Raw genomic sequence first — 26,597 nt, 5'->3', positions numbered from 1 at the left:
AAACGCCCGGTCACATTCCGAACCCGGAAGCTAAGCCCTACCGCGCCGATGGTACTGCAGGGGGGACCCTGTGGGAGAGTAGGACGCCGCCGAACTATTCTTATAGAGCTCTGGCTCTTGGGCACGCAGCCCGAGAGCCAGAGCTTTTTTGCTTTGAGGTAAGGTCAGTGAGCATCATCGGCACGTTTCCCACAGGAGGTCCCCGGGTGGAGGTCCAGGAGACTCGCGTCCAGACGGACCGTGTCCTCACCATCCCGAACATCCTCAGCATGGCGCGACTTCTCGGCGTGCCCCTCTTCCTGTGGTTGATCCTCAGGCCGGAGTTCGGCGGCCCGAAAAGTGACGGCTGGGCACTCCTGGTGCTCGCCCTGAGCGGTGTCAGTGATTATCTGGACGGCAAGCTCGCGCGGCGATGGAACCAGATCAGCAGCCTCGGCCGGCTTCTGGATCCCGCGGCGGACCGGCTCTACATTCTTTCGACCCTTGTCGGGCTCACCTGGCGCGAGATTCTTCCGCTTTGGTTGACGGCCGTACTGCTGGCCCGTGAGCTGGTTCTGCTGGTGATGGTGGGTATCCTCCGGCGCCACGGCTACCCGCCACCACAGGTGAACTTCCTTGGGAAGGCAGCCACCTTCAACCTGATGTGTGCCTTCCCGTTGCTCCTGCTCAGTGACGGAAACGGCTGGATCTCGTCACTCGCTGCTATTTTCGGATGGGCGTTCGCCGGATGGGGTACAACGCTCTATTGGTGGGCAGGAGTCCTCTACGTGGTGCAGGTCCGCCGCCTGGTTCGTGCGGACGCCATGGCCGGTTGACCTCGCTGAGTGGCACGCGCAACGTCGCGCGATGGCCCGCAGTGGAAAAATGCGGGACAATCTTGGTGAGGGAAGTCGGCTAGACCGTCATCTTATGAGGAGGACGCTTCCGACATGAAGGCCGTCGTGATGGCCGGGGGCGAAGGCACGCGCCTTCGTCCCATGACCTCAAGCATGCCCAAGCCGCTCCTGCCGGTAGTCAATCAGCCGATCATGGAGCACGTTCTGCGGCTGCTCAAAAGGCATGGGCTCAACGAAACCGTTGTGACTGTCCAGTTCCTGGCGTCGCTCGTCAAGAACTATTTCGGTGACGGCGAAGAGCTCGGGATGGAGCTCACCTATGCCAATGAGGAGAAGCCACTCGGTACTGCAGGAAGCGTCAAGAACGCCGAGGAGGCACTGAAGGACGATGCCTTTCTCGTCATCTCCGGTGACGCGCTGACGGATTTCGATCTCACCGAGCTGATCAATTTCCACAAGGAGAAGGGTGCACTGGTCACGGTCTGTCTGACCCGGGTGCCCAATCCGCTGGAATTCGGTATCACCATCGTGGACGAGGAAGGCAAGGTCGAGCGCTTCCTGGAGAAGCCGACCTGGGGTCAGGTCTTCTCCGACACGGTGAACACCGGCATCTACGTCATGGAGCCAGAGGTCTTCGACTATGTCGAGGCCGACGTACCCGTCGACTGGTCCGGGGATGTCTTCCCGCAGCTGATGAAGGAAGGCAAGCCCGTCTACGGCTTCATCGCCGAGGGCTACTGGGAGGATGTCGGCACGCACGAGAGCTACGTGAAGGCTCAGGCCGATGTCCTCGAGCGCAAGGTCGACGTCGACATCGACGGCTTCGAGATCTCCCCGGGCGTATGGGTCGCGGAGGGAGCCGAAGTACATCCCGATGCCGTGCTGCGCGGGCCGCTCTACATCGGTGACTACGCCAAGGTCGAAGCCGGCGCCGAAATTCGTGAGCACACGGTGGTGGGCTCCAACGTCGTCGTGAAAAGCGGGGCCTTCCTGCATAAGGCCGTCGTGCACGACAACGTGTACGTCGGGCCGCACAGCAACCTGCGGGGATGTGTGCTCGGCAGGAACACCGACGTCATGCGCGCGGCGCGGATCGAGGACGGCGCCGTCATCGGCGACGAGTGCCTGATCGGTGAGGAATCGATTGTTCAGGGCAACGTGCGGGTGTATCCGTTCAAGACGATCGAGGCGGGCGCGTTCGTCAACACCTCGGTCATCTGGGAGTCCAGAGGACAGGCACACCTTTTCGGGGCCCGTGGGGTGTCGGGAATCCTGAACGTCGAGATCACGCCGGAACTCGCCGTTCGGCTGGCCGGCGCCTATGCGACGACGCTGAAGAAGGGATCGACGGTCACCACGGCCCGAGACCATTCCCGTGGTGCCCGTGCCCTGAAGCGTGCGGTCATCTCCGCGTTGCAGGCCAGCGCCATCGACGTACGGGATTTGGAGAACGTACCGCTGCCCGTGGCCCGGCAGCAGACCGCGCGGGGCAGCGCGGGCGGCATCATGATCCGGACCACCCTCGGCGTGCCGGACTCCGTCGACATCATGTTCTTCGACGAGCAGGGCGCCGACCTCTCGCAGGGCAGCCAGCGCAAACTGGACCGGGTGTTCGCGCGGCAGGAGTACCGACGCGCGTTCCCGGGCGAGATCGGTGACCTGCACTTCCCGGCGAGCGTCTTCGACTCGTACACCGGCTCGCTGCTGCGGAACGTCGACATCACGGGAATCGCGGAGTCCGGGCTGAAGGTGGTCGTGGACGCGTCGAACGGCAGCGCGGGGCTCGTGCTGCCAAGTCTGCTCGGCAAGCTCGGAGTGGACTCGCTGACCATCAACCCGGGGCTCAACGAGTCCAGGCCGACCGAGACGGCGGATGTCCGGCGTTCGGGGCTGGTGCGGCTCGGCGAGATGGTGGCGTCCTCCGGTGCCGCGTTCGGTGTGCGGTTCGACCCGGTCGGTGAGCGGCTCTCCCTCGTCGACGAGAAGGGGAGGATCATCGAGGACGACCGGGCGCTGCTCGTCCTGCTCGACCTCATCGCGGCCGAGCGGCGCAGTGGCCGGGTCGCGCTTCCGGTGACCACCACCAGGATCGCCGAGCAGGTGGCGGCCTACCACGGCACCCAGGTGGAATGGACGACCACCTCGCCCGACGACCTGACCCGCGTGGGCGGTGAGGAGGGCACGATCTTCGGCGGTGACGGCAAGGGAGGTTTCATCGTTCCGGAGTTCAGCAGGGTCTACGACGGCACTGCGGCCTTCGTCCGGCTCATCGGTCTGGTGGCGAGGACGCAGCTCACGCTCAGCCAGATCGATGCGCGCATCCCACGTGCACACGTGATCAAGCGTGACCTGGCGACCCCGTGGGCGGTCAAGGGGCTCGTGATGCGGCGGGTCGTCGAGGAGGCCGGCGACCGCTTCGTGGACACCACCGACGGGGTGCGTGTGGTGGAGACCGACGGCCGCTGGGTGATGGTGCTGCCCGATCCGGCCGAGGCGGTCACCCACCTGTGGGCCGAGGGCCCCGACGACGCCTCTGCCCAGGCTCTGCTCGACGAGTGGGCATCGGTCGTGGACAGCGCCGGACGGTAGCCGGAAGGAGCGTCGGACGAGCGGTACGGGTGTGTGCCGGACAGGCGTCCCCAACGGGGCCTGTCCGGCACGCCTGTGGGCCCGTTCGGAGGTAGCGACCGCGGCATGCGACGATGTGCGGCATGCCGCAGCAACCCCCTGTTCGGAGCGCACCCCAGCGGCTACCGCGTCCGGACGCGTCCATGTCGTTGATCACCAACGTGATGGACCACAGCCTCGACGAGGGATACGCCGAGGCTGCCGCGCGGAAGCAGGCCGATGGTGACGGAGGTATGCCGAAGACCCTCAGGGCGAAACTGGGGCTCGCCGGCGGTCTGGTGCTCACGGCCCTGGTGGTGACCGTCGGAGCCGCGCAGGCCAGAGTGGAGGCTCCCGTCGTCGCCAAGGAGCGCGAGGAGCTGATCGAGAGGATCGACCGGGAGACCGAGGCGGCGGACAAACTCGAGGACGGCGTCGACGCCCTCCGTGCCGACGTGAGCGCGCGGCAGCGCGAGGCGCTCAGGCAGAGCGGTGAGAGCGACCGCACCGATGTGGTGGGCATCCTGGCGGGCGCCGTCGCGGTGCACGGCCCCGGCGTGAAGCTCGTGGTGAACGACGCCAAGGACACGAGCACCGGCGGGGACGGCGACGCCCGGTCGACCACAGGGTTCTCCGACACCGGGCGGGTCCGCGACCGGGACATGCAGCGCGTGGTCAACGGCCTGTGGGAGTCCGGCGCCGAGGCGATCTCCATCAACGGGCAGAGGCTGACCGCTCTTTCTGCGATCAGGGCCGCGGGGGACGCGATACTGGTCGACAACAGGCCGCTGGTACCGCCGTACACGGTCTTCGCCGTGGGGGACGGCCAGGAGCTGAGCAGCCGGTTCCAGAACAGCTCGGACGGGCTGTACCTGCATGCCCTGCAGGAGAACTACGGCATCCGTACCGCTCTCTCGGTGGAGGACGACCTCCGGCTGCCCGCCGCACCGAGTGTGATCGTACGAACCGCACAACCGATAACCGATAACGCACCTGAGGAAGGCACATCGTGATCGCCGTACTGGGCCTCGTCGTGGGAGTCGTGGCCGGCCTGTTGGTCAGGCCCGAGGTCCCGGCGGTCGTCGAGCCGTACCTGCCGATCGCCGTCGTGGCGGCGCTCGACGCCGTCTTCGGCGGGCTGCGGGCCATGCTCGACGGCATCTTCGACGACAAGGTCTTCGTGGTGTCGTTCCTGTCGAACGTGGTCGTCGCCGCGCTGATCGTCTTCCTCGGTGACGAGTTGGGTGTAGGTGCCCAGCTGTCCACGGGTGTGGTGGTCGTCCTCGGCATCCGGATCTTCTCCAACGCCGCGGCGATCCGCCGGCACGTGTTCCGGGCGTGAGACCGATGAGCGATCAGGACCACGAGCACGAGCAACCCCGTCAGGACGGCAGGATGACGCCCGAGCCGCAGGCCGGACCCCGCGCGGCCACCGGAGCCCACCGGGCGTCCCGGTCCCACCCCGCCTCGGCACCGCGCCCTGCTCCCGCGCCGCGTCCCGCTGCGGCATCCGGCGGAGGGCTCCGGAAGGAACTGCCCGACGAGGTGCCCGTAGGCGTGAGCAGGGCCGCGGAGTCCGCCTCCACGGAGGGGGCGGAGCCGCCGGAACGGCACGGATCCGGTCTGTCCGGACGGCAGCGGCTGGTGAACAGCCTGTGGCCGCCTCGGATCACCCGGGCCCAACTCGTCGTCGCTCTCCTGCTGTTCGGCCTGGGCTTCGGCCTGGCCGTCCAGGTGGCCTCGAACAGCGAGGGCGACAGTGCCCTGCGTGGTGCCCGCCAGGAGGATCTCGTCCGCATCCTCGATGAACTCGACGACCGCACAGAGCGTCTTGAGGACGAGAAGCAGGGACTCGAGGAGCAGCGCGACGAGCTCGAGAACAGCTCGGACCAGGCCGAGGAGGCTCGTCGGCAGACGCTGGAGAGGGAACGCCAACTCGGCATTCTGGCGGGCACGGTGGCCGCACAGGGTCCCGGCATCACGTTGGTCGTCGAGGACCCGAAGGGGATGGTCGAGTCGAACATGCTGCTCGACGCGGTCCAGGAACTGCGCGCGGCGGGCGCCGAGGCCATTCAGGTGAACGGCATACGGGTCGTGGCGGGCACCTACCTGTCGGATTCCGGTGACGGAGTGAGCGTCGACGGGAACAAGATCACCGCGCCCTATCGTTTCAAGGTCATCGGCAAGCCGCAGGACCTCGAGCCGGCGCTCAACATCCCTGGAGGAGTGGTGCAGACTCTCGAGAAGGAACAGGCCACCGCCTCGGTGGAGAGGTCGACCAAGATCGTCGTGGATGCCTTGCGACCGGCGAAGCAGCCTGGCTACGCTCGGTCGTCCTCGCAGTGAACCGGGGGTGCATGGAGGGCGACCGGCAAGGGCAAGAGGTTGCGGGGGGTCGGCGCACCGAATGGGTGGTGCGTGGTGGAAACTGTCTGGTGGATACGGACGTTGTGAGGATGTCCGGGTCGGCCAGTGTGTTCAGTCAGGGTTCGTCCTGCCCCACGGGCGGGTCTGTTTCGGTCAAGGGGAATCGCCCGTGAAGTTGTTTGGGAAGTTGTTCGGCAAGAGCGCGCGAGAAGGCCGCGGCAATGCGACCGCTCGTCATCGCGCACAGCCCGACGCGGAGGCGTCGCGTCCGCTGTACCGGGATCAGGCCGGAGCTCCCGGCGAGGACGTCGCGGGAGGCCAGGGCGCGCCGTCGGTTGACCCTGCGCAGTCGAGCGGCATAGGTTTCGGGCAACCGTCGGCCTCAGGTACAGGTGGAGGGTTCTCCGCCCCGTACCCGTCCCGGGCCCCCGGTGGGCAGGAGGATCCGTCCATGTCGGCCTTGGTGTGTACGAGATGCGGTAACCGCAACGCGGAGAACAGCCGCTTCTGTTCGAACTGCGGCGCCCCGCTCAGGCCCGGAGCCGTCCCGGAGCGTCCCTCCGAGACGACGTCCACCATCTCCATCTCCGGTCTCGAGGCGTACGACGCCGAGGTCACCGGCCAGACGCAGGTCCCGGCGCTGTCCCCGGAGGCGCAGGCGGCCGTCGACGCGCTGCCGATGGGTTCCGCGCTCCTGGTGGTGCGCCGCGGGCCGAACTCGGGCAGCCGTTTCCTGCTGGACGGCGATCTGACCACGGCCGGCCGCCACCCGCAGAGCGACATCTTCCTGGACGACGTGACGGTCTCCCGTCGGCACGTGGAGTTCCGCCGCAGCCAGGACGGTTCGTTCACGGTGGCCGACGTGGGCAGCCTGAACGGCACGTACGTCAACCGCGAGCGGATCGACCAGGTCGGTCTGTCGAACGGTGACGAGGTGCAGATCGGCAAGTACCGGCTGGTCTTCTACGCGAGCCAGCGGGGCTACTGACCCTCCCCGGACTCCGTCCGGGGCACCCTGACCCCAGGGAAGGTCCATGCTTCATACACCGAGCGGCGGTGCCGGGCACGGTACCGCCGCCGCGGAAACTGGACTGATGAGCATCGGCACAGTGCTGAACGTGCTGCGCGAGGAATTCCCCGAAGTCACCATCTCCAAGATCCGTTTCCTGGAGTCGGAGGGGCTCATCGAGCCGCAGCGGACCCCCTCGGGGTACCGCAAGTTCAGCGCCGGGGACCTGGAGCGTCTCGGCCATGTCCTGAGGATGCAGCGGGACCACTATCTGCCGCTCAAGGTGATCCGCGAGCACCTGGACGCCATGGAGCGCGGCGAGGCCGTCCCGCTTCCCGCGCTGTCCCGGCAGAAGGACGGGGAAGCGGGCCCCGAGCCGTTTGCCGACCCGCCCGCCACAGCGGCCCGGATCGGGCGGGCGCAGTTGCTGGCGGCGGCCGGCGTCGACCAGCGTCAGCTCGCGGAGTGGGAGTCGTACGGGCTGCTCGCGCCGGTCGAGGACGAGGTCTACGACGCCGAGGCGGTCACCGTCGCCGGCCTCATCACCGAGCTGGGGCGGTTCGGGATCGAGCCGCGGCATCTGAGGGCGATGAAGGCCGCCGCCGACCGGGAGGCCGGGCTGGTCGACCAGGTCGTCGCTCCGCTCAAGCGTCACCGCAACCCGCAGACCAGGGCGCACGCACAGGCGCGCACGAAGGAGCTCGCGGGCCTCACGGCGAAGCTCCACGCCGCGCTGGTGAGCTCGGCGCTCGGGGTGCGGCTGTCATGAGGACGAGTGCGGGGCGCGGAGGGCCGGATCGGCCGCCCGATCCGGGCCCGACTACCCAAACGTCCCGGGCACGGCCTAGGGTTGCTGTGTGAACGAGCTCGATGTCGTAGGTGTCCGGGTCGAAATGCCCTCGAACCAACCGATCGTGCTGCTGCGCGAAGTGGGAGGCGACCGGTACCTCCCCATCTGGATCGGACCGGGGGAGGCGACGGCCATCGCCTTCGCCCAGCAGGGCATGGCTCCAGCGCGCCCGCTGACCCACGACCTCTTCAAGGACGTGCTGGAAGCCGTCGGCCAGGAGCTCACGGAAGTGCGCATCACAGACCTGCGTGAGGGGGTCTTCTACGCGGAGCTGGTCTTCGCCAGCGGTGTCGAGGTGAGTGCCCGGCCGTCCGACGCCATAGCGCTGGCGCTGCGTACCGGTACGCCGATCTACGGCAGCGACACGGTGCTCGACGACGCGGGGATCGCCATCCCGGACGAGCAGGAGGACGAGGTGGAGAAGTTCCGCGAGTTCCTCGACCAGATCTCGCCGGAGGATTTCGGCTCCAGCAGCCAGTGAGAGGCGCCGGCCGTTCCGCCGGAATGCCGCTCGGAGCCGCGGTGCGTGAGAGCCTCACCCGGCCCGCACGGAGGGCATTCGGCTAGCCTTTCCCCGCGGCGGGGCACGGGAAACCACTCTTAGGGTGATTATCACTCGGCGTGCCGAGTGTGGCGATCGTTGACGCACCCTTGGTGACTGCCTACCGTCGAGGAGGCAGGTCAAGGACGGAGGTCGGCGTGAGAAGCACCGGCGACGGTACGGCTGGGGGTGCTCCCGGACATGGTCTCGGGGCGAGCGGTCCGTACCCTCCCCCAGGCTCTCAGCTCCGCGCGAGCGGGGCGTATGCCCATCACGGCAGCTCGGCCGATCCTGCTCCGCAGCGACCGGCGGCCGTGCCGAGCAGTGGAGGGGCGACGACGTCCATGGCGTCCGAGGAGATCGGCTACCGCGGCCCCACGGCCTGCGCGGCCGCCGGCATCACCTACCGGCAACTGGACTACTGGGCCCGCACGGGACTGGTCGAGCCCAGTGTGCGGCCCGCCCATGGCTCGGGGACACAGCGGCTGTACAGCTTCCGGGACGTTGTCGTCCTGAAGATCGTCAAGCGGTTCCTGGACACCGGTGTCTCGCTGCAGAACATCCGGACCACCGTCCGGCATCTGCGGGAGGGGGGCTTCCACGACCTGGAGCGCATGACGCTGATGAGCGACGGCGCCACGGTCTACGAGTGCTCCACACCCGATGAGGTCCATGCCCTGCTCCAGGGCGGCCAGGGAATCTTCGGGATCGCCGTGGGAGTGGTGTGGCGGGACGTCGAGAGCGCGCTCTCGCAGCTGCACGGGGAGCGTATCGACACCGGAGAGACACTGATCGGCCCCAACCCGGCGGACGAGCTGGCAAGACGGCGCAACCGCGCCGTATGAGCCGCTGCGCCGCACGAGTGGTCCGCCCCGACTGCGCTGTCCGTGCGGTGGGGACGGCCGGCGGCAGGCGGGGTGGGGCGTTGTCAGTGGCGTAGGGCAGCATCGGGGATGTGAGATCCGCGCCCACCGTCCTGCACCTCGACATGGATGCCTTCTTCGCCTCGGTGGAGCAGGCGTCCAAGCCGAGCCTGCGCGGGAAGGCCGTGGTCGTGGGCGGGCTCGGACCGCGCGGTGTGGTCGCCACCGCCTCGTACGAGGCCCGGCTCTTCGGGGTCCATTCCGCGCTGCCCATGGCGCAGGCGCGGCGGCTCGCGCCGAACGCGGCGTATCTGGTGCCCCGCTTCGCGTTGTACCGGTCGATCAGCGACCAGGTGATGGGGCTGCTGCGGGCGCTGTCACCGCTGGTGGAGCCGTTGAGCCTCGACGAGGCGTTCGTGGATCTGGAGGCCGGCGGGGCGGCCTGGGACGAACGGTCCGCGCGGCTGGCCGGGGCGAAGCTGCGCGCGGACATCCGGGCGGTCACGGGGCTCACCGGATCGGTGGGCCTGGCGGCCTCCAAGATGCTGGCGAAGATCGCCTCGGAGCAGGCCAAGCCGGACGGCCTGGTGCTGATCGAGCCCGGGACCGAGCGGGCCCTGCTGGCGCCGCTGTCGGTCCGGACTCTGCCGGGTGTCGGTCCGGCCACCGGTGACCACCTGCGGCGTGCCGGGATCCACACGGTCGGGGAACTTGCCGAGGCAGGGGAGGCCGAACTGGTACGTCTGCTCGGCAAGGCGCACGGACACGCCCTGCACGCCATGTCCCTGGCGCGGGACGAACGATCCGTGGTGGCCGAGCGGGAGACGAAGTCGGTGTCGGTCGAGGACACCTACGACGTGGACATCCACGACCGGGTGCGGGTCGGGGTGGAGGTCCAGCGCCTCGCCGACCGCTGTGTGCGCCGGCTGAGGGCGGCGGGACTGTCGGGTCGGACCATCGTGCTGAAGGTGCGCCGGTACGACTTCTCGACGCTCACCCGCTCCGAGACCCTGCGGGGGCCCACGGACGATCCGGCGGTGGTGCGCGAGGCGGCGGCGCGGCTGTTGGACTCGGTCGACACGACGGGCGGTGTGCGGCTGCTGGGCGTGGGGGTCAGCGGGCTCGCGGACTACACGCAGGAGGACCTGTTCGCGCAGGCGGCGGGGGAGAGGGAGAAGGAGCTGCTGGGCGAGGGGGCGGAGGCGGCCGCGCCCTCGGAACGGCAGCAGGCGGGCGCCGAACGGCGCTGGCCGGCCGGGCACGACGTACGGCACCGTGAGTACGGCCACGGGTGGGTCCAGGGCAGCGGCCTGGGGCGGGTCACCGTGCGGTTCGAGACGCCCGGGTCGGCGCCGGGGCGGGTGCGGACCTTCCGGACCGACGACCCTGCCCTGCACCCCGTGGACCCGCTGCCGTTGCTGGAGCGAAGACCTGGGGACGACAGGGAGAGCGCGGACGGCCCGAGCGGCAAGGAGGGCCGGGACGGTGAGGGCGGCCGGGAGGCCCGGGGCAGCCAAGAGGCGGCGGCTGGTGCGGGAGCGGCGGGTGTCTCGGATCCAGGGCCCTCGGGAGGGTAGGGCACGGGGCTGCCCTGGAGGTGGAACAGGGACGAGGACCGTGCGGGCTGTGCCCTCAGAGGCCGGACGGCGGGACAGCAACGGCACATGGGGGGACGGAGGACGTCAGGCGGAGTCGTCGCTGCCTGCGAGTTTGCCGAAGTCGTGGTCCGGGAGCGGAGGAGGGGCGGCGATGTCCAGGCCGTAGTGGTGGTAGAGCTGGAGTTCCTGCTCCGGGGAGAGATGACGGCCCACGCCGAAGTCGGGGGCGTCCTTGATCAGGGCGCGTTCGAAGGGGATGTGGAGGCCGCCGTCGATCAGCTCGCTCGGCTCCAGGGGGACGAAGGCGTCCCGGCTGAACAGACCGGTGCGTATCGCCGCCCACTCCGGCACGCCGGTGGCGTCGTCGAGATACACCTCGTCGATCGTGCCGATCCGGGTGCCGTTGCGGTCGAACGCCTTGCGGCCGATCAGGTTGCGCGGATCGATGTCGGTCTGCACGGGCCCTCCACTGGTCGCAATTGCGCACATCACTCGTCAGCACTACAAAACGGCAGAATCGGCCCGACGGCCACTCGAACCTCCGGCTCCCGCCCTCGCTGGTACGCTGGCAGCGGCTGCTGACCCCGTGCGGGAGAGTCCTCCAGGCACCATCGGAGGGCGCCGAAGGAGCAAATCCTCCCCGGAATCTCTCAGGCCCACGTACCGCATGGACGAGGTCACTCTGGAAAGCAGAGCGGGTGTCGACGGCTTCCGCTCTCACCGACGGTGAAAGCCGGCTGCCCCGGGCGGTTGGTGAAACTCTCAGGTTGAGATGACAGAGGGGGAGGCCGTCCGGGCACCCGTCATGGTGCCCCTCGAAGGTCGTCAGACCAGGAGGCCTCCGCACATGACCACCCATCGCACCCCCCTTTCCGAGCTCGAACAGGGAACACCCTTCGAGCAGCGTCACATCGGCCCCGACCACGAGGCCCGCGCCAAGATGCTCGCGCAGGTCGGTTACGGCTCGCTCGACGAGCTGACGGCCGCCGCGGTCCCGGATGTGATCAAGAACGCCGACGCGCTGGACCTGCCGGGTGCCCGGACCGAGCCCGAAGTGCTGGCCGAACTGCGATCGCTGGCCGACCGCAACGAGGTGCTCGGCTCCATGATCGGGCTGGGGTACTACGGGACCTTCACGCCGCCCGTCATCCTGCGGAACGTGATGGAGAACCCCGCCTGGTACACGGCGTACACGCCGTACCAGCCGGAGATCTCGCAGGGGCGGCTCGAGGCGCTGCTGAACTTCCAGACCGTGGTCGCCGAGCTCACCGGCCTGCCGACCTCCGGGGCCTCCCTGCTCGACGAGGGCACCGCTGCCGCCGAGGCGATGGCGCTGTCGCGGCGCATGGGCAAGAACAAGAAGGGCCTGTTCCTGGTCGACGCGGACGCGCTGCCGCAGACCGTCGCCGTCATCGAGACCCGGGCCGAGCCGGCCGGTGTCGAGGTCGTTGTCGCCGACCTGGGCGAGGGCATCCCCGCCGAGGTGGCCGAGCGGGAGATCAACGGCGTGCTGATCCAGTACCCGGGCGCCTCCGGTGCCGTGCGCGACATCAAGCCGGTGATCGACCAGGCGCACGAGCTGGGCGCGCTCGTCACCGTTGCCGCCGATCTGCTCGCCCTCACGCTCCTGACGTCCCCCGGCGAACTCGGCGCGGACATCGCCGTCGGCACGACGCAGCGCTTCGGCGTGCCGATGGGCTTCGGCGGACCGCACGCCGGATACATGGCCGTACAGGAGAAGATGGCGCGCAGTCTGCCCGGCCGGCTCGTCGGTGTCTCCGTCGACGCGGACGGGCACAAGGCCTACCGGCTCGCCCTCCAGACCCGTGAACAGCACATCCGCCGTGAGAAGGCCACCAGCAACATCTGTACCGCCCAGGTGCTGCTCGCCGTCATGGCCGGCATGTACGCCGTGTACCACGGCCCCGAGGGGCTGCGGACCATCGCGTGGCGCACCCACCGCTACGCGACGGTCCTCGCCGAAGGGCTGCGGGCCGGTGGCGTGGAGATCGTCCACGGCGCCTACTTCGACACGCTGACCGTACGGGTCCCGGGGCGGGCCGCCGAGGTCGTGGCCGCCGCCCGGGACAACGGCGTCAACCTGCACCTCGTCGACGCCGACCTCGTCTCGATCGCCTGCGACGAGACCACCACGCGCGACCGGCTCGCCGCCGTGTGGAGCGCCTTCGGCGTCGAGGGTGACGTCGAGTCCCTGGACGCGGCCGCGCGGAACACCCTCCCCGGCGCCCTGCTGCGCACCGACGAGTACCTGACGCACCCCGTCTTCCACCAGCACCGCTCCGAGACCGCGATGCTGCGCTACCTGCGCAGGCTCGCCGACCGCGACTACGCGCTGGACCGCGGGATGATCCCGCTGGGCTCCTGCACCATGAAGCTCAACGCGACCGCGGAGATGGAGCCCATCACCTGGCCCGAGTTCGGGCAGCTGCATCCCTTCGCGCCGGCCGGACAGGCCGAGGGTTACCTCACCCTCATCCACGAGCTGGAGGACCGGCTCGCGGAGGTCACCGGCTACGACAGGGTGAGCCTCCAGCCCAACGCGGGCTCCCAGGGCGAACTGGCCGGGCTGCTCGCCGTACGCGGCTACCACCGGGCCAACGGTGACGAGCAGCGCACCGTCTGTCTCATCCCGTCCTCCGCGCACGGAACCAACGCCGCCAGCGCCGTCATGGCCGGTATGAAGGTCGTCGTCGTGAAGACCGCCGAGGACGGCGAGGTCGATGTCGACGACCTGCGCGCGAAGATCGAGCGGTACCGCGACGAGCTGTCGGTGCTGATGATCACCTATCCCTCCACGCACGGTGTGTTCGAGGAGCATGTCGCCGACATCTGCGCGGCCGTGCACGAGGCCGGCGGCCAGGTGTACGTGGACGGCGCGAACCTCAACGCGCTGGTCGGGCTGGCCAAGCCCGGACACTTCGGCGGGGACGTCTCGCACCTGAACCTGCACAAGACCTTCTGCATCCCGCACGGCGGCGGCGGTCCCGGCGTCGGCCCGGTCGGCGTGCGGGCGCACTTGGCGCCGTACCTGCCCAGCCACCCGCTGCAGCCCGAGGCCGGGCCGGAGACCGGGATCGGGCCCATCTCGGCGGCACCGTGGGGCTCCGCGGGTATCCTCCCCATCTCGTGGGCGTACGTCCGGCTGATGGGCGGCGAGGGGCTCAAGCGGGCCACCCAGGTGGCGGTACTCAGCGCCAACTACATCGCCAAGCGCCTCGAGCCGCACTACCCGGTGCTGTACACCGGTCCCGGCGGGCTGGTCGCGCACGAGTGCATCATCGACCTGCGACCCCTGACCAAGGCGACCGGCGTGAGCGTGGACGACGTGGCCAAGCGGCTGATCGACTACGGCTTCCACGCGCCGACGATGTCGTTCCCCGTGGCCGGGACGCTGATGATCGAGCCGACCGAGTCCGAGGACCTGGCCGAACTCGACCGGTTCTGCGAGACGATGATCGCGATTCGCGCGGAGATAGAAAAGGTCGGCTCCGGTGAGTGGCCCGCGGACGACAACCCCCTGCGCAACGCCCCGCACACCGCCGCCGCGCTCGGCGGGGAGTGGGAGCACGCGTACAGCCGTCAGGAAGCCGTCTTCCCGACCGGCGTGAGCACCGCAGACAAGTACTGGCCGCCGGTCCGCCGTGTCGACCAGGCCTTCGGCGACCGCAACCTGGTGTGCTCCTGCCCGCCGCTCGAGGCGTACGAGGACTGACGCGGCGGGAGAACCTGCGGGAGAACCCCCTACCGGGGAGTGGAAGGGCCCTGTTTCGGCCAGGTGGCCGGGCGGGGCCCTTCGCCGTACCTCCGACCTGCCCTGTGGGGTCAGAGCAGGGTCTGGGTGGGACCGGGACTGCTCCCGCGTGTCAGACGCGGTCGATATGGACGTTTGTCGACTTCACTCGGGCTGTGGCCTCCATGCCGACCTCCAGCCCCAGTTCCTCGACGGCCTCGCGGGTCAGCAGCGAGACCAGCCGGTGCGGGCCTGCCTGGATCTCGACCTGGGCGGCCACGTCTCCGAGCTTGATCGCGGTGACGATGCCGGGAAAGGCGTTGCGCGTCGAGGTGTACGGCGTGCCCTCCTCGGTCGCGCCGGCCTTCGCGAGGTCGACCGAGAACGCCGCCAGGTCCTGCCCGTCGATGAGCCGCCGTCCGCCTTCGTCGCGGTGGGTGGTGACCCGGCCCGCGTCCGCCCAACGGCGGGCGGTGTCCGGGCTGACGCCGAGCAGACGCGCTGCCTGGCCGATCGTGTAGGACTGCATGCCGATCACGATAGGGCGGGCGGTGGAGCCGGACGGGGCGGGGGCGATGAGAGGGAGCGGCCCCGGCGCCCTCCGAGCGTCAGGTTCGTCGGATCCAAGTCCACCGACCAGCTCTCCGGCAACCCCGTCGGACTGCCCGGGCCGTGGGCCGGCTCCGACTGCACGGCCCTGTTCTCGTATGACTACGGCGAACGGACGTGTAGCGCTGTGTGACGTTCGGAGCTGGATCTGGCGCGAGAGGCGGCGGTACAGCGGTTGGCGATAGCGCCGGTTCCGCTTCGAGGTCGGCTTATCAGACTTCTGTCACCTGACGGCCCGCCAGGGTGGTGCTGCGGTAAATACCGGATTCACTGCGGCGGACCTCTATCGCGATCATCGCGACCTGCGGCGGGCCGTTTCGCCCGCCGGGGCGAGGTGTACGCATTTACTGCGGCAGCGTCGGGAGGGCGGAGCGGGCGTGACGATCGAACCAGTGACCGAACCCGGGAGCGGGAGCGCGCTCTGGATGCCGCGCGCCCGGGTGGTACCCCTGTCCGCCCCGCCCGCGTCGTACACCGCGGCGGTCGAGCGGTACCTCACCGGCGCGGGCATCGCGAAGTCCTCCGCGCGGATCTACCGGATCTCGCTGACGACGTGGGGATGGATGCTCGCCGGCGAGCCCGCGCCGACCGGCCCGGCCCGCCGAGGAGCGAAGCCGCCCGTCTTCCCCCTCGCCGCGATCGACGACCCGGCGCTGCCGGAGGTGCCGGCCGAGCCGGCCGCCGCGCGGGCGGACGAAATGGACGCCGGCACCGTCAACCGGGAGCTGTCCATCGCGCGCAGGGCGATCGGCTGGTGGCAGAGGCAGGGATGGATCGAAGGCGATGCGACGACCGGCATCGAGCGGCGGCCGGCGCCGCCGGACCGCACCAAGGCCCTGGCCGAGAACCAGATCACCTCCCTGTGGTGCCTGGACGTCTCCCTGCGGGAGAAGACGTTCTGGAGGATGCTCTACGAATCGGCAGCCCGCGCCGATGAGGTGCTGTGCCTGAACGGCGAGGACCTGTGTCCGGCGGACAAGCGCGGGAAGATCATCGCAAAGGGTGGGGCGACGGAGTGGATCCACTGGCAGTCCGGCACCGCCCAGCTGCTGCCGCGCCTCATCGCCGGCCGCAAACGCGGGCCGCTGTTCGTCACCAGCCGAGCCGAGAATCAAGCCCCCGCCCCAGGAGAACGGCCAGGCTCTTGAGCGGCCAGGACGGCAGGAGCACCTGACGAGCCGTTTCGGGCGTCGTCGCGGTGCGGGGGACGAGCCGAACGCAGGCGACCATCCCGTGGGTCCTCACCAAGGTCTGGGGTACCACGACCGCCGCGGCAGCAGCCATGTCGTCCGGCATAGGCCGACGCCTCGCCGAACCGCTGGCGTATCGCTTAGCGGGGCCTGAGTCCGTCGACGACGACGTCCAGCATGCGGTTTAGTTGGGGGCGCTGCTCGGGTGCGCCGGCTACGGAAAGCAAACCGGCGAGGATGCCGCCTACGTCGGTCGGGTCGATGTCGCTGCGCAGTTCTCCTGCTGTGGCGCCGGCCTTGAGCACCATCGCCAGGACCTGCTGGACCTCGTCACAGACCGGTCCGGTGCCGAAGCGGCCGGAAGCGCTCATGGCGACCAGGGCCTCGCAGATGCCGCGTCGTTCGCCGGCCCAGTCGGCGAATCGGAGCATCCACGCGTGGAGGGCCTGTGCGGGCGGCTCGGTAGCCAGCAGGGTGCGCGCGTCTTCGCGCAAGGGGCGGATCTGGTCCCGGTAGACCTCTTCGACCAGATCCTCTCGGGTGGGGAAGTGCCGGTACAGGGTGGCGTTCCCTACTCCCGCGCGCTTGGCGATCGCATCCAGCGAGATCGCGCGTCCGGAGGCGAAGGCTTCGGCGGCCGTGACGATCAGCTGCTCGCGGTTGCGCTGCGCGTCGGCGCGCAGGGTGCTGCGTGGAGGTGTCATGACCTTCGCGATCGTGAGTGTCGGATGAGGCTCGGGAGCGAATTGGGGATGTCCCCGGTTCAGTGTACGGTGAGACAACCGGGGAGTTCCCCGATTGTGAAGTGGTCTCGCCCACTGCTTCAGCGACGAAAGGTCTGCCATGCCTACAGCGCTCATCACCGGGGGGACGACCGGGATCGGTAGAGCGACGGCCGAGCTGCTGCACGCCCGCGGCTACCAGGTCGCGGTCACCGGACAGAATCCTGATTCCCTCGCACGGGCACGGTCCGAGCTCCCCGACAACGTGCTCGTCGTCCGATCCGATGCGCGCGTGCTCTCCGACACCGACGCTCTGATGTCAGCGGTGTCGGCGCGGTTCGGGTCACTGGACCTGCTCTTCCTCAACGCCGGGATATTCCGTCCGGCACCGGTAGCCGATGTGACGGAGAAATCGTTCGACGAGCACGCCGACCTCAACTTCAAGGGCCAGTACTTCACCCTCCAAAAAGCCCTTCCCCTCATGAACGACGGCAGCTCGATCGTCCTGACCGTGGGCATCGGATCCCGTCGCGGCAGCCCTGGCGCCACAGTGGGGGCGGCGACACGCGGCGCGCTGTTGGCGATGCTGCCCTCGCTCGCGCTCGAACTGGCTCCGCGCGGAATTCGCGTCAACGCCGTGAGCCCCGGGGCCACCGACACCCCACTGTTCGACAAGCTGGGAGTGCCCCAGAGCGGCCGGGACGCCATGCGCGCGAAGATCCCCTTCGAGCGCTTCGGATCCAGCCAGGAGGTTGCGGAAGTAGTCGCCTTCCTCGCCTCGGACGCCGCCAGCTATATCACCGGTCAGGACGTCGCCGTGGCCGGTGGCTACGGGCTCGGCGCCTGACATACGGACACTTGCCGGTCAACCGGCCCGCACCTCTCGAACGCCACGCACCACAACTACAGGAGAACGCGATGCCACTCACCCTCGACACCTACCGGCTGCTGGGCCGTTCCGGGCTGCGGGTCTCACCGCTGGCGCTGGGCGCGGCCACCTTCGGCAACGACTGGGGCTGGGGCGCCGAGCGCGAGGAGGCGCGCAAGCTCTTCGATCGCTACACCGAGCTCGGCGGCAACTTCTTCGACACCGCCAGCACCTACACCAACGGCAGTTCCGAGCGACTGCTGGGCGAGTTCACCCGCACCAACCGCCCCAAAATGGTGCTGGCGACGAAGTACTCGACGCTGCGCCAGCCCGGTGACCCCAATTCCGGGGGTGCGCACCGCAAGAGCATGCTGGCGTCGGTGGAAGCCAGTCTGCGGCAGCTGAACACGGACTACATCGATCTGCTCTATCTGAATGTATGGGACTTCAGGACGCCGGTGGAGGAGATCCTGCGCGGCCTGGACGACCTGGTGAGGCAGGGCAAGGTTCTGTATGTGGGGATCTCCAGCGCCCCTGCCTGGCAGGTGTCGCGCATGCAGGCGATCGCCGACCTGCGTGGCTGGTCGCCGCTGGTCGCACTGGAGATGGAGTACAGCCTGATCGACCGTACCGGGGAGCGTGACCTGATCCCCATGGCACGCGAGATGGGGCTGGGTGTGGTCTCCTTCTCCCCGCTGGGCGGCGGGGTGCTCACCGGCAAGTACAGCAGGGAGGACCAGAACCCGGTGGGCCCGGTTGCCGGCGAAACCGCCAGCAACCGCAAGAACCTCAACGCCGCCCTGGGATGGGTCACCGACCGTAATCTTGCCATCGCCGATGTGGTGAAGGAGGTGGCCTCGGAGCTGGGCCACACACCTGCCCAGGTCGCCCTGGCCTGGAACCTGCACTCCCCGGGCGTAACGGCACCCATCATCGGCGCCCGCACCATCGCGCAACTGGAAGACAACCTGGGCGCCCTGCAGGTCGACCTCGCTCCTTCCCAGCTGGCCCGCCTCGACGAGGTCAGCGCCATCGACCTCGGCAATCCGCACGGCCTGCTCGCCAGCGACCACATCCGCACGGTCACCACAGGCGACATGAAGATCGAAAACCGCCGCTGATTCACTTCACGAACCGCGACATCCAGACATATCGCCACGTTTTCGATGATGGAACGGAGCAACCTCGGCATGGGTAAGTACAGCGACAAGAATGTGGTGATCACGGGTGGCAGCAGCGGCATGGGGCTCGCGGTAGCGGAGCTGCTGGTGCGAGGCGGAGCCCGCGTGGTGATCACCGGCCGGTCTCAGGAGACGCTCGACGCGGCGCGCAAGCGGCTCGGCGAGAATGCCGTGGCCGTCCGGAGCGATGTGGCCTCACTGTCCGACCTGGACACGCTCGCCGACCGTGTGAAGAGCGAGCTCGGCTCGATCGAGGCTCTGTTCGTCAACGCCGGAATCTCCGCCCTGACGCCCCTGGAGTCGACGACCGAGGAGGCATACGACGAACTGTTCGCGATCAACGTCAAAGGCGCCTTCTTCACTCTGCAGAAGCTCGCCCCGCTGCTGAGCGCGGACGCCGGCGTCGTCCTCACCACCTCGATCGCGAACGTCATCGGCTTGGTGGACACCAGCGTCTACGCGGCCGGCAAAGCGGCGCTGCGCTCGATGGCCCGCACCTTCTCCCGCGAACTGCTTCCGCGAGGTGTTCGTGTCAACGCGATCAGCCCGGGTCCCATCGACTCGGGGATTCTGGAAAGGATGAACTTGTCCGAAGAGGCCGCCGAACAGTTCAGGGCGGAGCGGACCGCGAGCAACCCCATGGGGCGTTACGGCACGGTCGAGGAGTTCGCCAAGGCGGCCGCATTCCTCGCCTTCGACGCCACGTACACCACCGGCATCGAGCTGGCCGTGGACGGCGGCGAAACCCAGCTCTGAACTCGCCCTGCCGTCCCGCCACGGGCGTACGGCCCGCTACGACCGACCGAGAGACTTCCACCATGACCGTCCAGGGACCATACGGAGGTCTCTTCGTGCGCTCAGCAGAACTGATCACGCAGACGCTGGTCACCGTTCATGGCGAGCATGTCGCGGTGCTCGGGATTGCCGGCCCAGTTCCTGCGCGCTGACGGCACAGATGCGGCGGGAAGCGGCCATGATGAGGTCGCCGAAGGGCCCCACACCGCCTCGGCTTCCTCTGGGGTGACGCTGCGAGTCCTCACGGTGAGGTCCTCGGCGACCTTCTCCGCGCGTCGTCATGCCACCGACGGTGAGAGGACGCAGGCTCAGCGGCGCATCCGCCCGGCCACGCCGCCCCAGTCACGCGGGGGCCGTCGCGCTCTCACTCTCGAAGCCGGCGGGCAGGTCGTCCTCCGGGTTGCGCCACCGGTTCGCGCCTGCCACCCGGATCTCCCGGCGGCGCAGCGCGTCCCGCAGCGACACCAGCACGCACAGCTCGCAGGGGATGCGCTCCACGCGGCCCTTGTCGTCCACCGCCGCCGCCCGCCACTGCTCGGGCACCACACCCTCCAGCGGCACCGTCTCCGCCGGGTCGAAGAACGCGCCCTCCTTCAGCGGCTGCTCCAAGTACCGCTTGAGCGGGTCGATCGCGTCCATCACCGGCCGGTAGGCGGTGTTGTCGCACTTCAGCTCCAGTGCCCGCAGCAGCGGCGACAACATCCGCCGCCAGTGCGCCGAGTACGACGACCGCAGCACCGTACGTACCCGAGCCTTGTAGCGGGCCTCGTTCGCCGCGGCCTCCGCCGCCAGCGCCTTGAGCGTCTTCTCCCCGCCCACTGCCGGGAAGATCACCCGCCGCACTGTGCCCGACGGCTCCGATAGCGCCGCCTCCGCTACCCGCAGCAGCATCGCCTCCTTGCCGCGGACCTTCTTCAGCTCCGCCCCCGGCTCCTTCTCGACCTTCCGCTCCGCCCTCGTGTTGATCTTCAGCACGAGCTGGATGAACAGGTCCACCAGCGAGTCGGTGATCTCCGTCTGCCGCACATGGCACAGCGTCGCCAGCAGCGTCAGGTGCCGCGGCGGCTTCATCCGCTCCAGGTTCGCCCGGAACCCGTACGCCGCCCGGATCTCGCCCCGATGCCGCTGGATCGCCCTGCTCTGCCAGTCGTAGTCCGCCCACGCCTCCGCAGGCACCTTGACCTGCTGGGCCACGTACACCACCGCGGCGGCCGGCACCTCCTTGGCCGACTCCGGGAACCGGGCCTCCATCTCGGAGAACCTCAGCAACAACGCGAACCCGAGCCGGGTCGCCCCGGACTTGTTCCGCACCCGCCTCATGTCGTCTTCGAGCAGCGTCCAGACCTCGATCAGGTCCTCCGGATCCCAGTCCTGCCGCACCCGCACTCCTCCACCCCGCCCGAGATCACTCGTTCAGCTCAACAAGGCGCCCGACGAGGGGAAACGACGACCACAGCAGTCACACGGCGCTACATGTCCGTTCGCCGTAGCCATACGAGAACAGGGCCGTCACACACGGCGTGACGGGACGTCACGCCGTGCGAGGGGCCTTGGGCGCGCTTCGGGGCCGGTTCGCGGGAACTCCCGCGGTCCGGCCCCTGGTGTTCCGCGGGCGGTACCTGCTCCGCCCGGCAAAGCTAGGCGGTGGTCGTCACCTGGAGATCGTCCCGGAGGCGCTGCGGGGCGATGCAGCTGCCGTCGGGCAGGAGTTCACCGGTGTCCTCGAAGAGCACGACACCGTTGCACAGCAGGCTCCAGCCCTGCTCCGGATGGTGCGCCACGAGACGGGCGGACTCCCGGTCGGCGGAATCGGCTGAGGGGCACGGTGACTGGTGCTGGCACATGGATGGGATCTTTCGCTTTGGCATGGCCTGTGGGCCGGCTGTCGTTTCAGTTCCGCGGCGTGAAGCCTCGTTCATGGCCGCCTCCCCGTTGAGATAGGCCCGTCGAGACAGGCCGGTCGGAAACAAGTGTTGCCCTTTGGGCAGCGATCCGCAGGAATTCCGCGGCACTGCCCCTCACCGGTTGATGACGCGTCACCCGGGCGGACGGTTCAGTTCAACGGCACTGTCACTTCGGGTGGTTCCGCGTAGCCGGATGAGGCTGGTCCGGCCCGTGCTCCTGGTTGCTCCGGGTGCTTTGAGCCATGGCGGTCTTCCTCCTGGCATGCGCGTGCCCCGCCGTCGGTGGTCCGCCGGCGGGGCACGGAAGAGCGAGGTGCGGGAGGCGGGGCAGGTGTCAGGCGGGTGAGCCGAGCAGCCGGTCGGGTGTGACCCGGTGGGTCAGCACCGGGAGCAGTTCGGCGGCCCGGTGCGGCCGGTGGGCCGCGATGCCCGGCGGCGCCGGGGCGAGCGGGACGAGCAGGTCGGTGGCGGCCGGATGGCCGGTGGCACCGTCCGCGGTGCGGTCGCCGTGCAGCCAGAGGGCGAGCATGTAGAGGCCGGGCACCGACAGCAGCCGGGGCTGGTACGGCTGCGGCAGGGCCTCGGCCTGGCGCAGGGCCAGTTCGGTGGAGGTGATGTAAGGGCCCTCGAAGAAGCGGGAGAAGGTCCAGCCGTCGGGGGTGAGCACGGTGTCCGCCGCGGCCACGGCCCGGTCGCCGCAGCGGATCAGGAAGCGCCAGCCTGCCAGCCGCGTCGCGGACACGCCCTCGGCGGTGACCCGGTCCAGGACGTGCACGGGCAGCGGCAGTTCGGGCGAAGCAGGCCCCTCGGCACCGAGGAGGGAGGGAGTTCGGGCCTCGCTGACCGCGGTGGAGGAGGAGAGCGCGGTCAGGACGGAACGCAGTGCGGGCGCGGGAGCCGGGGGGACATGCAGGGGCATGGTGAGTCGCCTCTCATTCGAAGGCACAGTGGCGCGAGGGCGGGGCGGACGGCGCTGTCAGCTCGCGAAGGTCAAAAGGCAGGGCCGGGGGTCTGAGTACGAGAGGTGGGGGTGAGGACTGCCGCACGTCACCTCGTCGGCTGGATCACTCGACCGTGGGCGCCAACCTTCTGCCTTGTCCACAGAGTTTATACGACGCGTGTTCGGACCATGTTTCGGCTAGCCGTTTTCGAACCGCGGAACAAGGGTACTTTTGGACGATGAAACGGGGGAATTATCCCGATTCTCGACCGGGGATACGGCGATGACCTCGATAAATGGCCGTGCAGTGGTAGGCCTATTGTCGTCGGCGTTTTTCACGAGTTCGCCGTCGCCTTGTAACGTGCACTGTCGGCCATGCCGCGTGAATGTGCCACTGGTTACCGTTCACCAGCGTAGCGGTCGACAGAGCAGTTCGGGGCGTTATCGATCGCATCCGCTGGGCATCCTCCTCTGTGGACCGGGACTCCGGCGGCCGATCATCGGACCGCCCATCCAAGAAGGAAGGACGCTTCGATGGGGGAGAAGGTCGTGGCAGGCGGGTTCGACCTGTCCGATCGCCAGCGCTACCGCGACAAGCTCCGCAGGTGTCTGACGGGCTTGGAGCGACTCCTGGCGGAGAAGCGGTTCGACCGCCCCAGGAACCTCATGGGGCTGGAGATCGAATTGAATCTCACGGGTGCCGACGGAATGCCCAAAATGTTGAATGGGCAAGTCCTCGAACGGATTGCGAGCCGTGACTTCCAAACAGAACTCGCCATGTTCAACCTGGAAGTCAACATCGCTCCACATCGTCTGGACGGCCGGGTATTCGACCGGCTCGCAGAGGAACTGCGCACCTCCCTCGGGTACGCGGACCGGAAAGCCGCCGAGGTGGACGCCGGAATCGTGATGATCGGCATTCTGCCGACGCTGGACCGCGACGACCTGGTCTCCTCGAACCTCTCCGCCGTCGACCGCTACACCCTGCTCAACGACCAGATCGTGGCCGCCCGCGGGGAGGACTTCACCCTCGACATCGAGGGGGTGGAACGCCTCAGTTGCACCTCCGGGTCCATCGCGCCGGAGGCCGCCTGCACCTCGGTCCAGCTGCACCTCCAGGTCACTCCGGCCCGCTTCGCCGACGTGTGGAACGCGGCCCAGGCGGTCGCCGCCGCCCAGATCGCCGTCGGTGCCAACTCACCCTTCCTGTTCGGACGCGAGCTGTGGCGCGAGTCCCGGCCGCCGCTGTTCCAGCAGTCCACCGACACCCGTCCGCCCGAGCTCCAGGCACAGGGAGTGCGGCCGCGCACCTGGTTCGGCGAGCGCTGGGTCGACTCGGCGTTCGACCTCTTCGAGGAGAACCTGCGCTACTACCCCGCACTCCTGCCGATCTGCGACGACGAGGATCCGCTCGACGTGCTGGACCGGGGCGGCACCCCCTCGCTCGCGGAACTCGTCCTGCACAACGGCACGGTCTACCGCTGGAACCGCCCGGTCTACGACGTCGCCGACGGCGTGCCTCACCTGCGGGTGGAGAACCGGGTCCTGCCCGCCGGGCCCACCGTCGTCGACGTGGTCGCCAACGCGGCGTTCTACTACGGCCTCGTCCGCGCCCTCGCCGAGGACAGCCGCCCGGTGTGGACCCGGCTGCCTTTCGAGGCCGCCGCCGCCAACTTCGACGCCGCCTGCCGGCACGGCATCGACGCCCGTTTCACCTGGCCCCGACACGGACGCCACGGCGGTACGGCCGAGGTCGACGCGGTCACGCTCGTACGCGACGAACTGCTGCCGCTGGCCGAGGCGGGACTGGACGCGTGGGGCATCGAACCTGCGGACCGGGACCTGTACCTCGGCGTGATCGAAGAGCGCTGCCGGCGCCGGCAGAACGGGGCGAGCTGGCAGGCGGCGACCTTCCACCGGGCGCTGGACGGAGGCCTCTCCCGGGAGGCGGCCCTGGCGGCCACCACCCGGCGCTACCGTGAGTTGATGCTGCGGGGCCACCCCGTGCACACCTGGCCCGTGGGACTCCCGGAGCCGGTACCCGCGGGCTGAACCCCGAGCGGACGGGACTCGAGGCGTGCGAGTCCCGGACAGCAGGAAGGACGGCCGGTCCCGCGGGACCCCGCCCACGGGACCGGCGGCTGAGGACCGCCGGCCGGACGCCCCACCGGTGCCTTCATACTGAACCGATCGGACAGCTCGGTGATGTGGAGGCAGGTGTGCAGGCGGAGGCGGGGCCGGAGGCCGATGCGTATCCTCAGCGGCGGCTCACGCGGAAGACGCTCCGCGACGAGACGCTGCTCGTGCTCGCGGTGTCGCTCGGCGCGAGCGCGGTGTCCGCGCTGATCAGTTTCGTCGGCTCGGTCACCCGGCCGGGCGGACTGAGGGACCAGGCGGCCACCCTCAACGGCTCGGCGGCACCGGGACGCCCCTGGCTCGACCTGGCCTGGCAGCTCTTCGGGATCACCAGCGCGCTCGTCCCCGTCGCGCTCGTCGCCCACTTCCTGATCCGTGAGGGCGCGGGACTGCGCACCCTCGGCTTCGACCGCACCCGGCCCTGGTCCGACCTCGGCCGCGGGGCGGCGGTCGCGGCGGCCATCGGCAGCAGCGGCATCGCCTTCTACCTGGCCATGCGCGGCCTCGGCTTCAACCTCACCGTGGTACCCGAGGCGCTGCCCGAGGTGTGGTGGAAGTTCCCCGTGCTGATCCTCTCGGCGATGCAGAACTCGATCCTCGAAGAGGTCATCGTCCTCGCCTATCTGCTGCGCCGGCTCGAGCAGCTGGGCTGGTCACCGGGGGCCGCGATGGCGACCAGTTCGGTACTGCGCGGCTCGTACCACCTCTACCAGGGCATCGGCGGGTTCATCGGCAACATGGTCATGGGCGTGGTGTTCGTCCACCTCTACCGTCGCTGGGGCCGGGTGGGGCCTCTCGTGGTCGCGCACACGCTGCTCGACATCGGGGCGTTCGTGGGGTACGCGCTGCTCGCGGGCAAGGTGGACTGGCTGCCTACGGCGTGAACCGATTCGGGAAGGGGGGCGTACGGCACCGCCGTACGCCCCCCTTCCCCCGTCCGGGAACGCGGCTCAGGCCGACGGCCCGCCGCCGCTCGGGGGCAGGCTGCCCGGCAGCGCGGCGCTCAGCAGCTCGCCTTCGATGACGGTCACCGCCCGGCCGCCCAGCAGGGTGCGCTCGCCGCGCAGTTCCGTACGGACGCGGCCCGAGCGGGGTGAGGCCTGCAGGCCGGTGAGAGCGGTGCGGCCCAGGCGCTCGGACCAGTAGGGAGCCAGCGCGGTGTGAGCGCTGCCGGTGACGGGATCCTCGTCGATGCCGACGTTCGGAAAGAAGCACCGGGAGACGAAGTCGTAGCCCAGGGACGGGTTTTCCGCGCGGGCGGTGGCGATGACGCCGCGCGCGGAGTGGGCGCCGAGGGCCCTGAGGTCGGGCCGCAGGGCGTGGACGGTCCGCTCGTCGGCGACCTCGACCAGCAGGTCACCGACGTTCGGGCCGGTGTCGAAGGCCGTGAGCGGCTCGGTCCCCAGCGTCTCGGCGAACCCATGGGGGAGGTCGAGCGGGGTGAGCGGGGCCGTGGGGAAGTCCATGGTCACGGTGCCGTCCTCGGCCGGCGCCGCGACGAGGACACCACTGCGGGTGGAGAACCGGACGGGGCCCTTGTGGGCGCCGGTGGTGTGCAGGACGTGGGCGGTGGCGAGGGTCGCGTGGCCGCACATCGCCACCTCGGCGGCGGGAGTGAACCAGCGCAGCGCCCAGTCGGCGTCCCCGCCCTCGGGCAGCGGATGCGCGAAGGCGGTCTCGGCGTGGTTGACCTCCAGGGCGACGTTCTGGAGCCAGCCGTCGTCCGGGAACGCGTCCGTGTCCAGAAGCAGAACTCCGGCCGGGTTGCCGGCGAAGGGCCGGTCGGTGAAGGCGTCGACGATTCGCATGCGCATCCCCTGAGGGTAGGGC

The 26,597-nt window shown here is 69.3% G+C and carries 23 protein-coding genes, 1 rRNA gene, 1 pseudogene and 1 riboswitch; of the genes and pseudogenes, 18 read left to right on the top strand and 7 right to left on the bottom strand.

Going from position 1 to position 26,597, the window contains the following annotated elements:
- The 11 genes and pseudogenes from rrf to ACFWVE_RS25145 all read left to right on the top strand — a co-directional run.
- Nucleotides 1–95: ribosomal RNA gene (gene rrf / locus ACFWVE_RS25195) — 5S ribosomal RNA — on the top strand; the annotation flags it as partial.
- 111 nt (nucleotides 96–206) lie between these two features.
- The gene (locus tag ACFWVE_RS25190) at nucleotides 207–815 is read left to right on the top strand and encodes a CDP-alcohol phosphatidyltransferase family protein (protein ID WP_384018111.1); all 609 of its coding nucleotides are present in this window, start codon (nucleotides 207–209) and stop codon (nucleotides 813–815) included.
- A 114-nt stretch (nucleotides 816–929) separates the two neighbouring features.
- Complete coding sequence (locus ACFWVE_RS25185) at nucleotides 930–3,425, top strand: sugar phosphate nucleotidyltransferase (RefSeq protein WP_384018105.1); 2,496 nt, start codon at nucleotides 930–932, stop codon at nucleotides 3,423–3,425.
- A 182-nt stretch (nucleotides 3,426–3,607) separates the two neighbouring features.
- Nucleotides 3,608–4,456, top strand: coding sequence for a DUF881 domain-containing protein (locus ACFWVE_RS25180; RefSeq protein WP_384018102.1), 849 nt, complete (start codon nucleotides 3,608–3,610; stop codon nucleotides 4,454–4,456).
- A complete protein-coding gene (locus ACFWVE_RS25175; RefSeq protein ID WP_030808725.1) occupies nucleotides 4,453–4,785 on the top strand; it encodes a small basic family protein in 333 nt (110 codons plus the stop codon). The genes ACFWVE_RS25180 and ACFWVE_RS25175 overlap by 4 nt, the downstream gene beginning before the upstream one ends.
- A 53-nt stretch (nucleotides 4,786–4,838) precedes the next feature.
- A complete protein-coding gene (locus ACFWVE_RS25170; protein WP_384018108.1) occupies nucleotides 4,839–5,789 on the top strand; it encodes a DUF881 domain-containing protein in 951 nt (316 codons plus the stop codon).
- Between the two features lie 61 nt (nucleotides 5,790–5,850).
- On the top strand, nucleotides 5,851–6,798 hold the full coding sequence (locus tag ACFWVE_RS25165) for an FHA domain-containing protein (RefSeq protein WP_384018098.1): 948 nt from the start codon (nucleotides 5,851–5,853) through the stop codon (nucleotides 6,796–6,798).
- Between the two features lie 46 nt (nucleotides 6,799–6,844).
- The gene (locus ACFWVE_RS25160) at nucleotides 6,845–7,588 is read left to right on the top strand and encodes a MerR family transcriptional regulator (RefSeq protein ID WP_384018095.1); all 744 of its coding nucleotides are present in this window, start codon (nucleotides 6,845–6,847) and stop codon (nucleotides 7,586–7,588) included.
- A gap of 88 nt (nucleotides 7,589–7,676) precedes the next feature.
- On the top strand, nucleotides 7,677–8,150 hold the full coding sequence (locus ACFWVE_RS25155) for a bifunctional nuclease family protein (protein ID WP_003988851.1): 474 nt from the start codon (nucleotides 7,677–7,679) through the stop codon (nucleotides 8,148–8,150).
- Between the two features lie 218 nt (nucleotides 8,151–8,368).
- Nucleotides 8,369–9,055, top strand: a complete 687-nt coding sequence (locus ACFWVE_RS25150; RefSeq protein WP_384018093.1) for a MerR family transcriptional regulator — start codon at nucleotides 8,369–8,371, stop codon at nucleotides 9,053–9,055.
- A 110-nt stretch (nucleotides 9,056–9,165) separates the two neighbouring features.
- Nucleotides 9,166–10,536, top strand: a pseudogene (locus ACFWVE_RS25145) (DNA polymerase IV); the annotation flags it as partial.
- Between the two features lie 219 nt (nucleotides 10,537–10,755).
- On the opposite strand, the gene ACFWVE_RS25140 reads toward ACFWVE_RS25145, so the two are convergent.
- Nucleotides 10,756–11,130 (bottom strand): PRC-barrel domain-containing protein, encoded by a 375-nt coding sequence (locus ACFWVE_RS25140; protein ID WP_257851476.1) that lies wholly within the window; start codon nucleotides 11,128–11,130, stop codon nucleotides 10,756–10,758.
- A gap of 120 nt (nucleotides 11,131–11,250) precedes the next feature.
- A riboswitch (glycine riboswitch) is annotated at nucleotides 11,251–11,347 on the top strand.
- A gap of 171 nt (nucleotides 11,348–11,518) precedes the next feature.
- Between ACFWVE_RS25140 and gcvP the strand changes: the two genes are divergently transcribed.
- Nucleotides 11,519–14,404, top strand: a complete 2,886-nt coding sequence (gene gcvP, locus ACFWVE_RS25135; protein ID WP_384018090.1) for an aminomethyl-transferring glycine dehydrogenase — start codon at nucleotides 11,519–11,521, stop codon at nucleotides 14,402–14,404.
- Nucleotides 14,405–14,555: 151 nt separating this feature from the next.
- On the opposite strand, the gene ACFWVE_RS25130 is transcribed toward gcvP, so the two are convergent.
- Entirely contained in the window at nucleotides 14,556–14,951 is a 396-nt protein-coding gene (locus ACFWVE_RS25130; protein ID WP_384018088.1) for a molybdopterin-binding protein, read from the bottom strand.
- 457 nt (nucleotides 14,952–15,408) lie between these two features.
- Between ACFWVE_RS25130 and ACFWVE_RS25125 the strand changes: the two genes are divergently transcribed.
- A complete protein-coding gene (locus ACFWVE_RS25125) occupies nucleotides 15,409–16,179 on the top strand; it encodes a site-specific recombinase (RefSeq protein WP_384018085.1) in 771 nt (256 codons plus the stop codon).
- A 182-nt stretch (nucleotides 16,180–16,361) separates the two neighbouring features.
- On the opposite strand, the gene ACFWVE_RS25120 is transcribed toward ACFWVE_RS25125, so the two are convergent.
- Nucleotides 16,362–16,925: a TetR/AcrR family transcriptional regulator gene (locus tag ACFWVE_RS25120; RefSeq protein ID WP_384018083.1), complete on the bottom strand. Its 564-nt coding sequence runs from the start codon at nucleotides 16,923–16,925 to the stop codon at nucleotides 16,362–16,364.
- Between the two features lie 139 nt (nucleotides 16,926–17,064).
- Here ACFWVE_RS25120 and ACFWVE_RS25115 point away from each other — a divergent pair, with 139 nt between their 5' ends.
- The 3 genes from ACFWVE_RS25115 (at nucleotide 17,065) to ACFWVE_RS25105 (ending at nucleotide 19,748) form a co-directional block, all read left to right on the top strand.
- On the top strand, nucleotides 17,065–17,790 hold the full coding sequence (locus tag ACFWVE_RS25115) for an SDR family oxidoreductase (protein ID WP_384018080.1): 726 nt from the start codon (nucleotides 17,065–17,067) through the stop codon (nucleotides 17,788–17,790).
- 71 nt (nucleotides 17,791–17,861) lie between these two features.
- Nucleotides 17,862–18,932, top strand: a complete 1,071-nt coding sequence (locus ACFWVE_RS25110) for an aldo/keto reductase (protein ID WP_384018077.1) — start codon at nucleotides 17,862–17,864, stop codon at nucleotides 18,930–18,932.
- 69 nt (nucleotides 18,933–19,001) lie between these two features.
- Entirely contained in the window at nucleotides 19,002–19,748 is a 747-nt protein-coding gene (locus ACFWVE_RS25105) for an SDR family oxidoreductase (RefSeq protein WP_384018074.1), read from the top strand.
- Between the two features lie 381 nt (nucleotides 19,749–20,129).
- Here ACFWVE_RS25105 and ACFWVE_RS25100 read toward each other — a convergent pair whose 3' ends face one another.
- The 3 genes from ACFWVE_RS25100 to ACFWVE_RS25090 form a co-directional block, all read right to left on the bottom strand.
- Nucleotides 20,130–21,167, bottom strand: coding sequence for a DUF4158 domain-containing protein (locus ACFWVE_RS25100; protein WP_384018072.1), 1,038 nt, complete (start codon nucleotides 21,165–21,167; stop codon nucleotides 20,130–20,132).
- Between the two features lie 257 nt (nucleotides 21,168–21,424).
- Nucleotides 21,425–21,631: a DUF5999 family protein gene (locus tag ACFWVE_RS25095; protein WP_384018069.1), complete on the bottom strand. Its 207-nt coding sequence runs from the start codon at nucleotides 21,629–21,631 to the stop codon at nucleotides 21,425–21,427.
- 394 nt (nucleotides 21,632–22,025) lie between these two features.
- On the bottom strand, nucleotides 22,026–22,610 hold the full coding sequence (locus tag ACFWVE_RS25090; RefSeq protein ID WP_384018066.1) for a hypothetical protein: 585 nt from the start codon (nucleotides 22,608–22,610) through the stop codon (nucleotides 22,026–22,028).
- Between the two features lie 555 nt (nucleotides 22,611–23,165).
- On the opposite strand from ACFWVE_RS25090, the gene ACFWVE_RS25085 reads away from it, so the two are divergent.
- Nucleotides 23,166–24,683 (top strand): glutamate--cysteine ligase, encoded by a 1,518-nt coding sequence (locus ACFWVE_RS25085; RefSeq protein ID WP_384018063.1) that lies wholly within the window; start codon nucleotides 23,166–23,168, stop codon nucleotides 24,681–24,683.
- A gap of 167 nt (nucleotides 24,684–24,850) precedes the next feature.
- Nucleotides 24,851–25,651, top strand: coding sequence for a CPBP family intramembrane glutamic endopeptidase (locus ACFWVE_RS25080; RefSeq protein ID WP_384018060.1), 801 nt, complete (start codon nucleotides 24,851–24,853; stop codon nucleotides 25,649–25,651).
- 66 nt (nucleotides 25,652–25,717) lie between these two features.
- Here ACFWVE_RS25080 and ACFWVE_RS25075 read toward each other — a convergent pair whose 3' ends face one another.
- A complete protein-coding gene (locus ACFWVE_RS25075) occupies nucleotides 25,718–26,581 on the bottom strand; it encodes a PhzF family phenazine biosynthesis protein (protein ID WP_384018057.1) in 864 nt (287 codons plus the stop codon).
- Nucleotides 26,582–26,597 lie beyond the last annotated feature (16 nt).

Source organism: Streptomyces sp. NPDC058632, assembly GCF_042717095.1.
In the GTDB taxonomy this organism is placed as follows: Bacteria; Actinomycetota; Actinomycetes; order Streptomycetales; family Streptomycetaceae; genus Streptomyces.
This window is presented reverse-complemented; position numbering and strand designations above follow the sequence as displayed.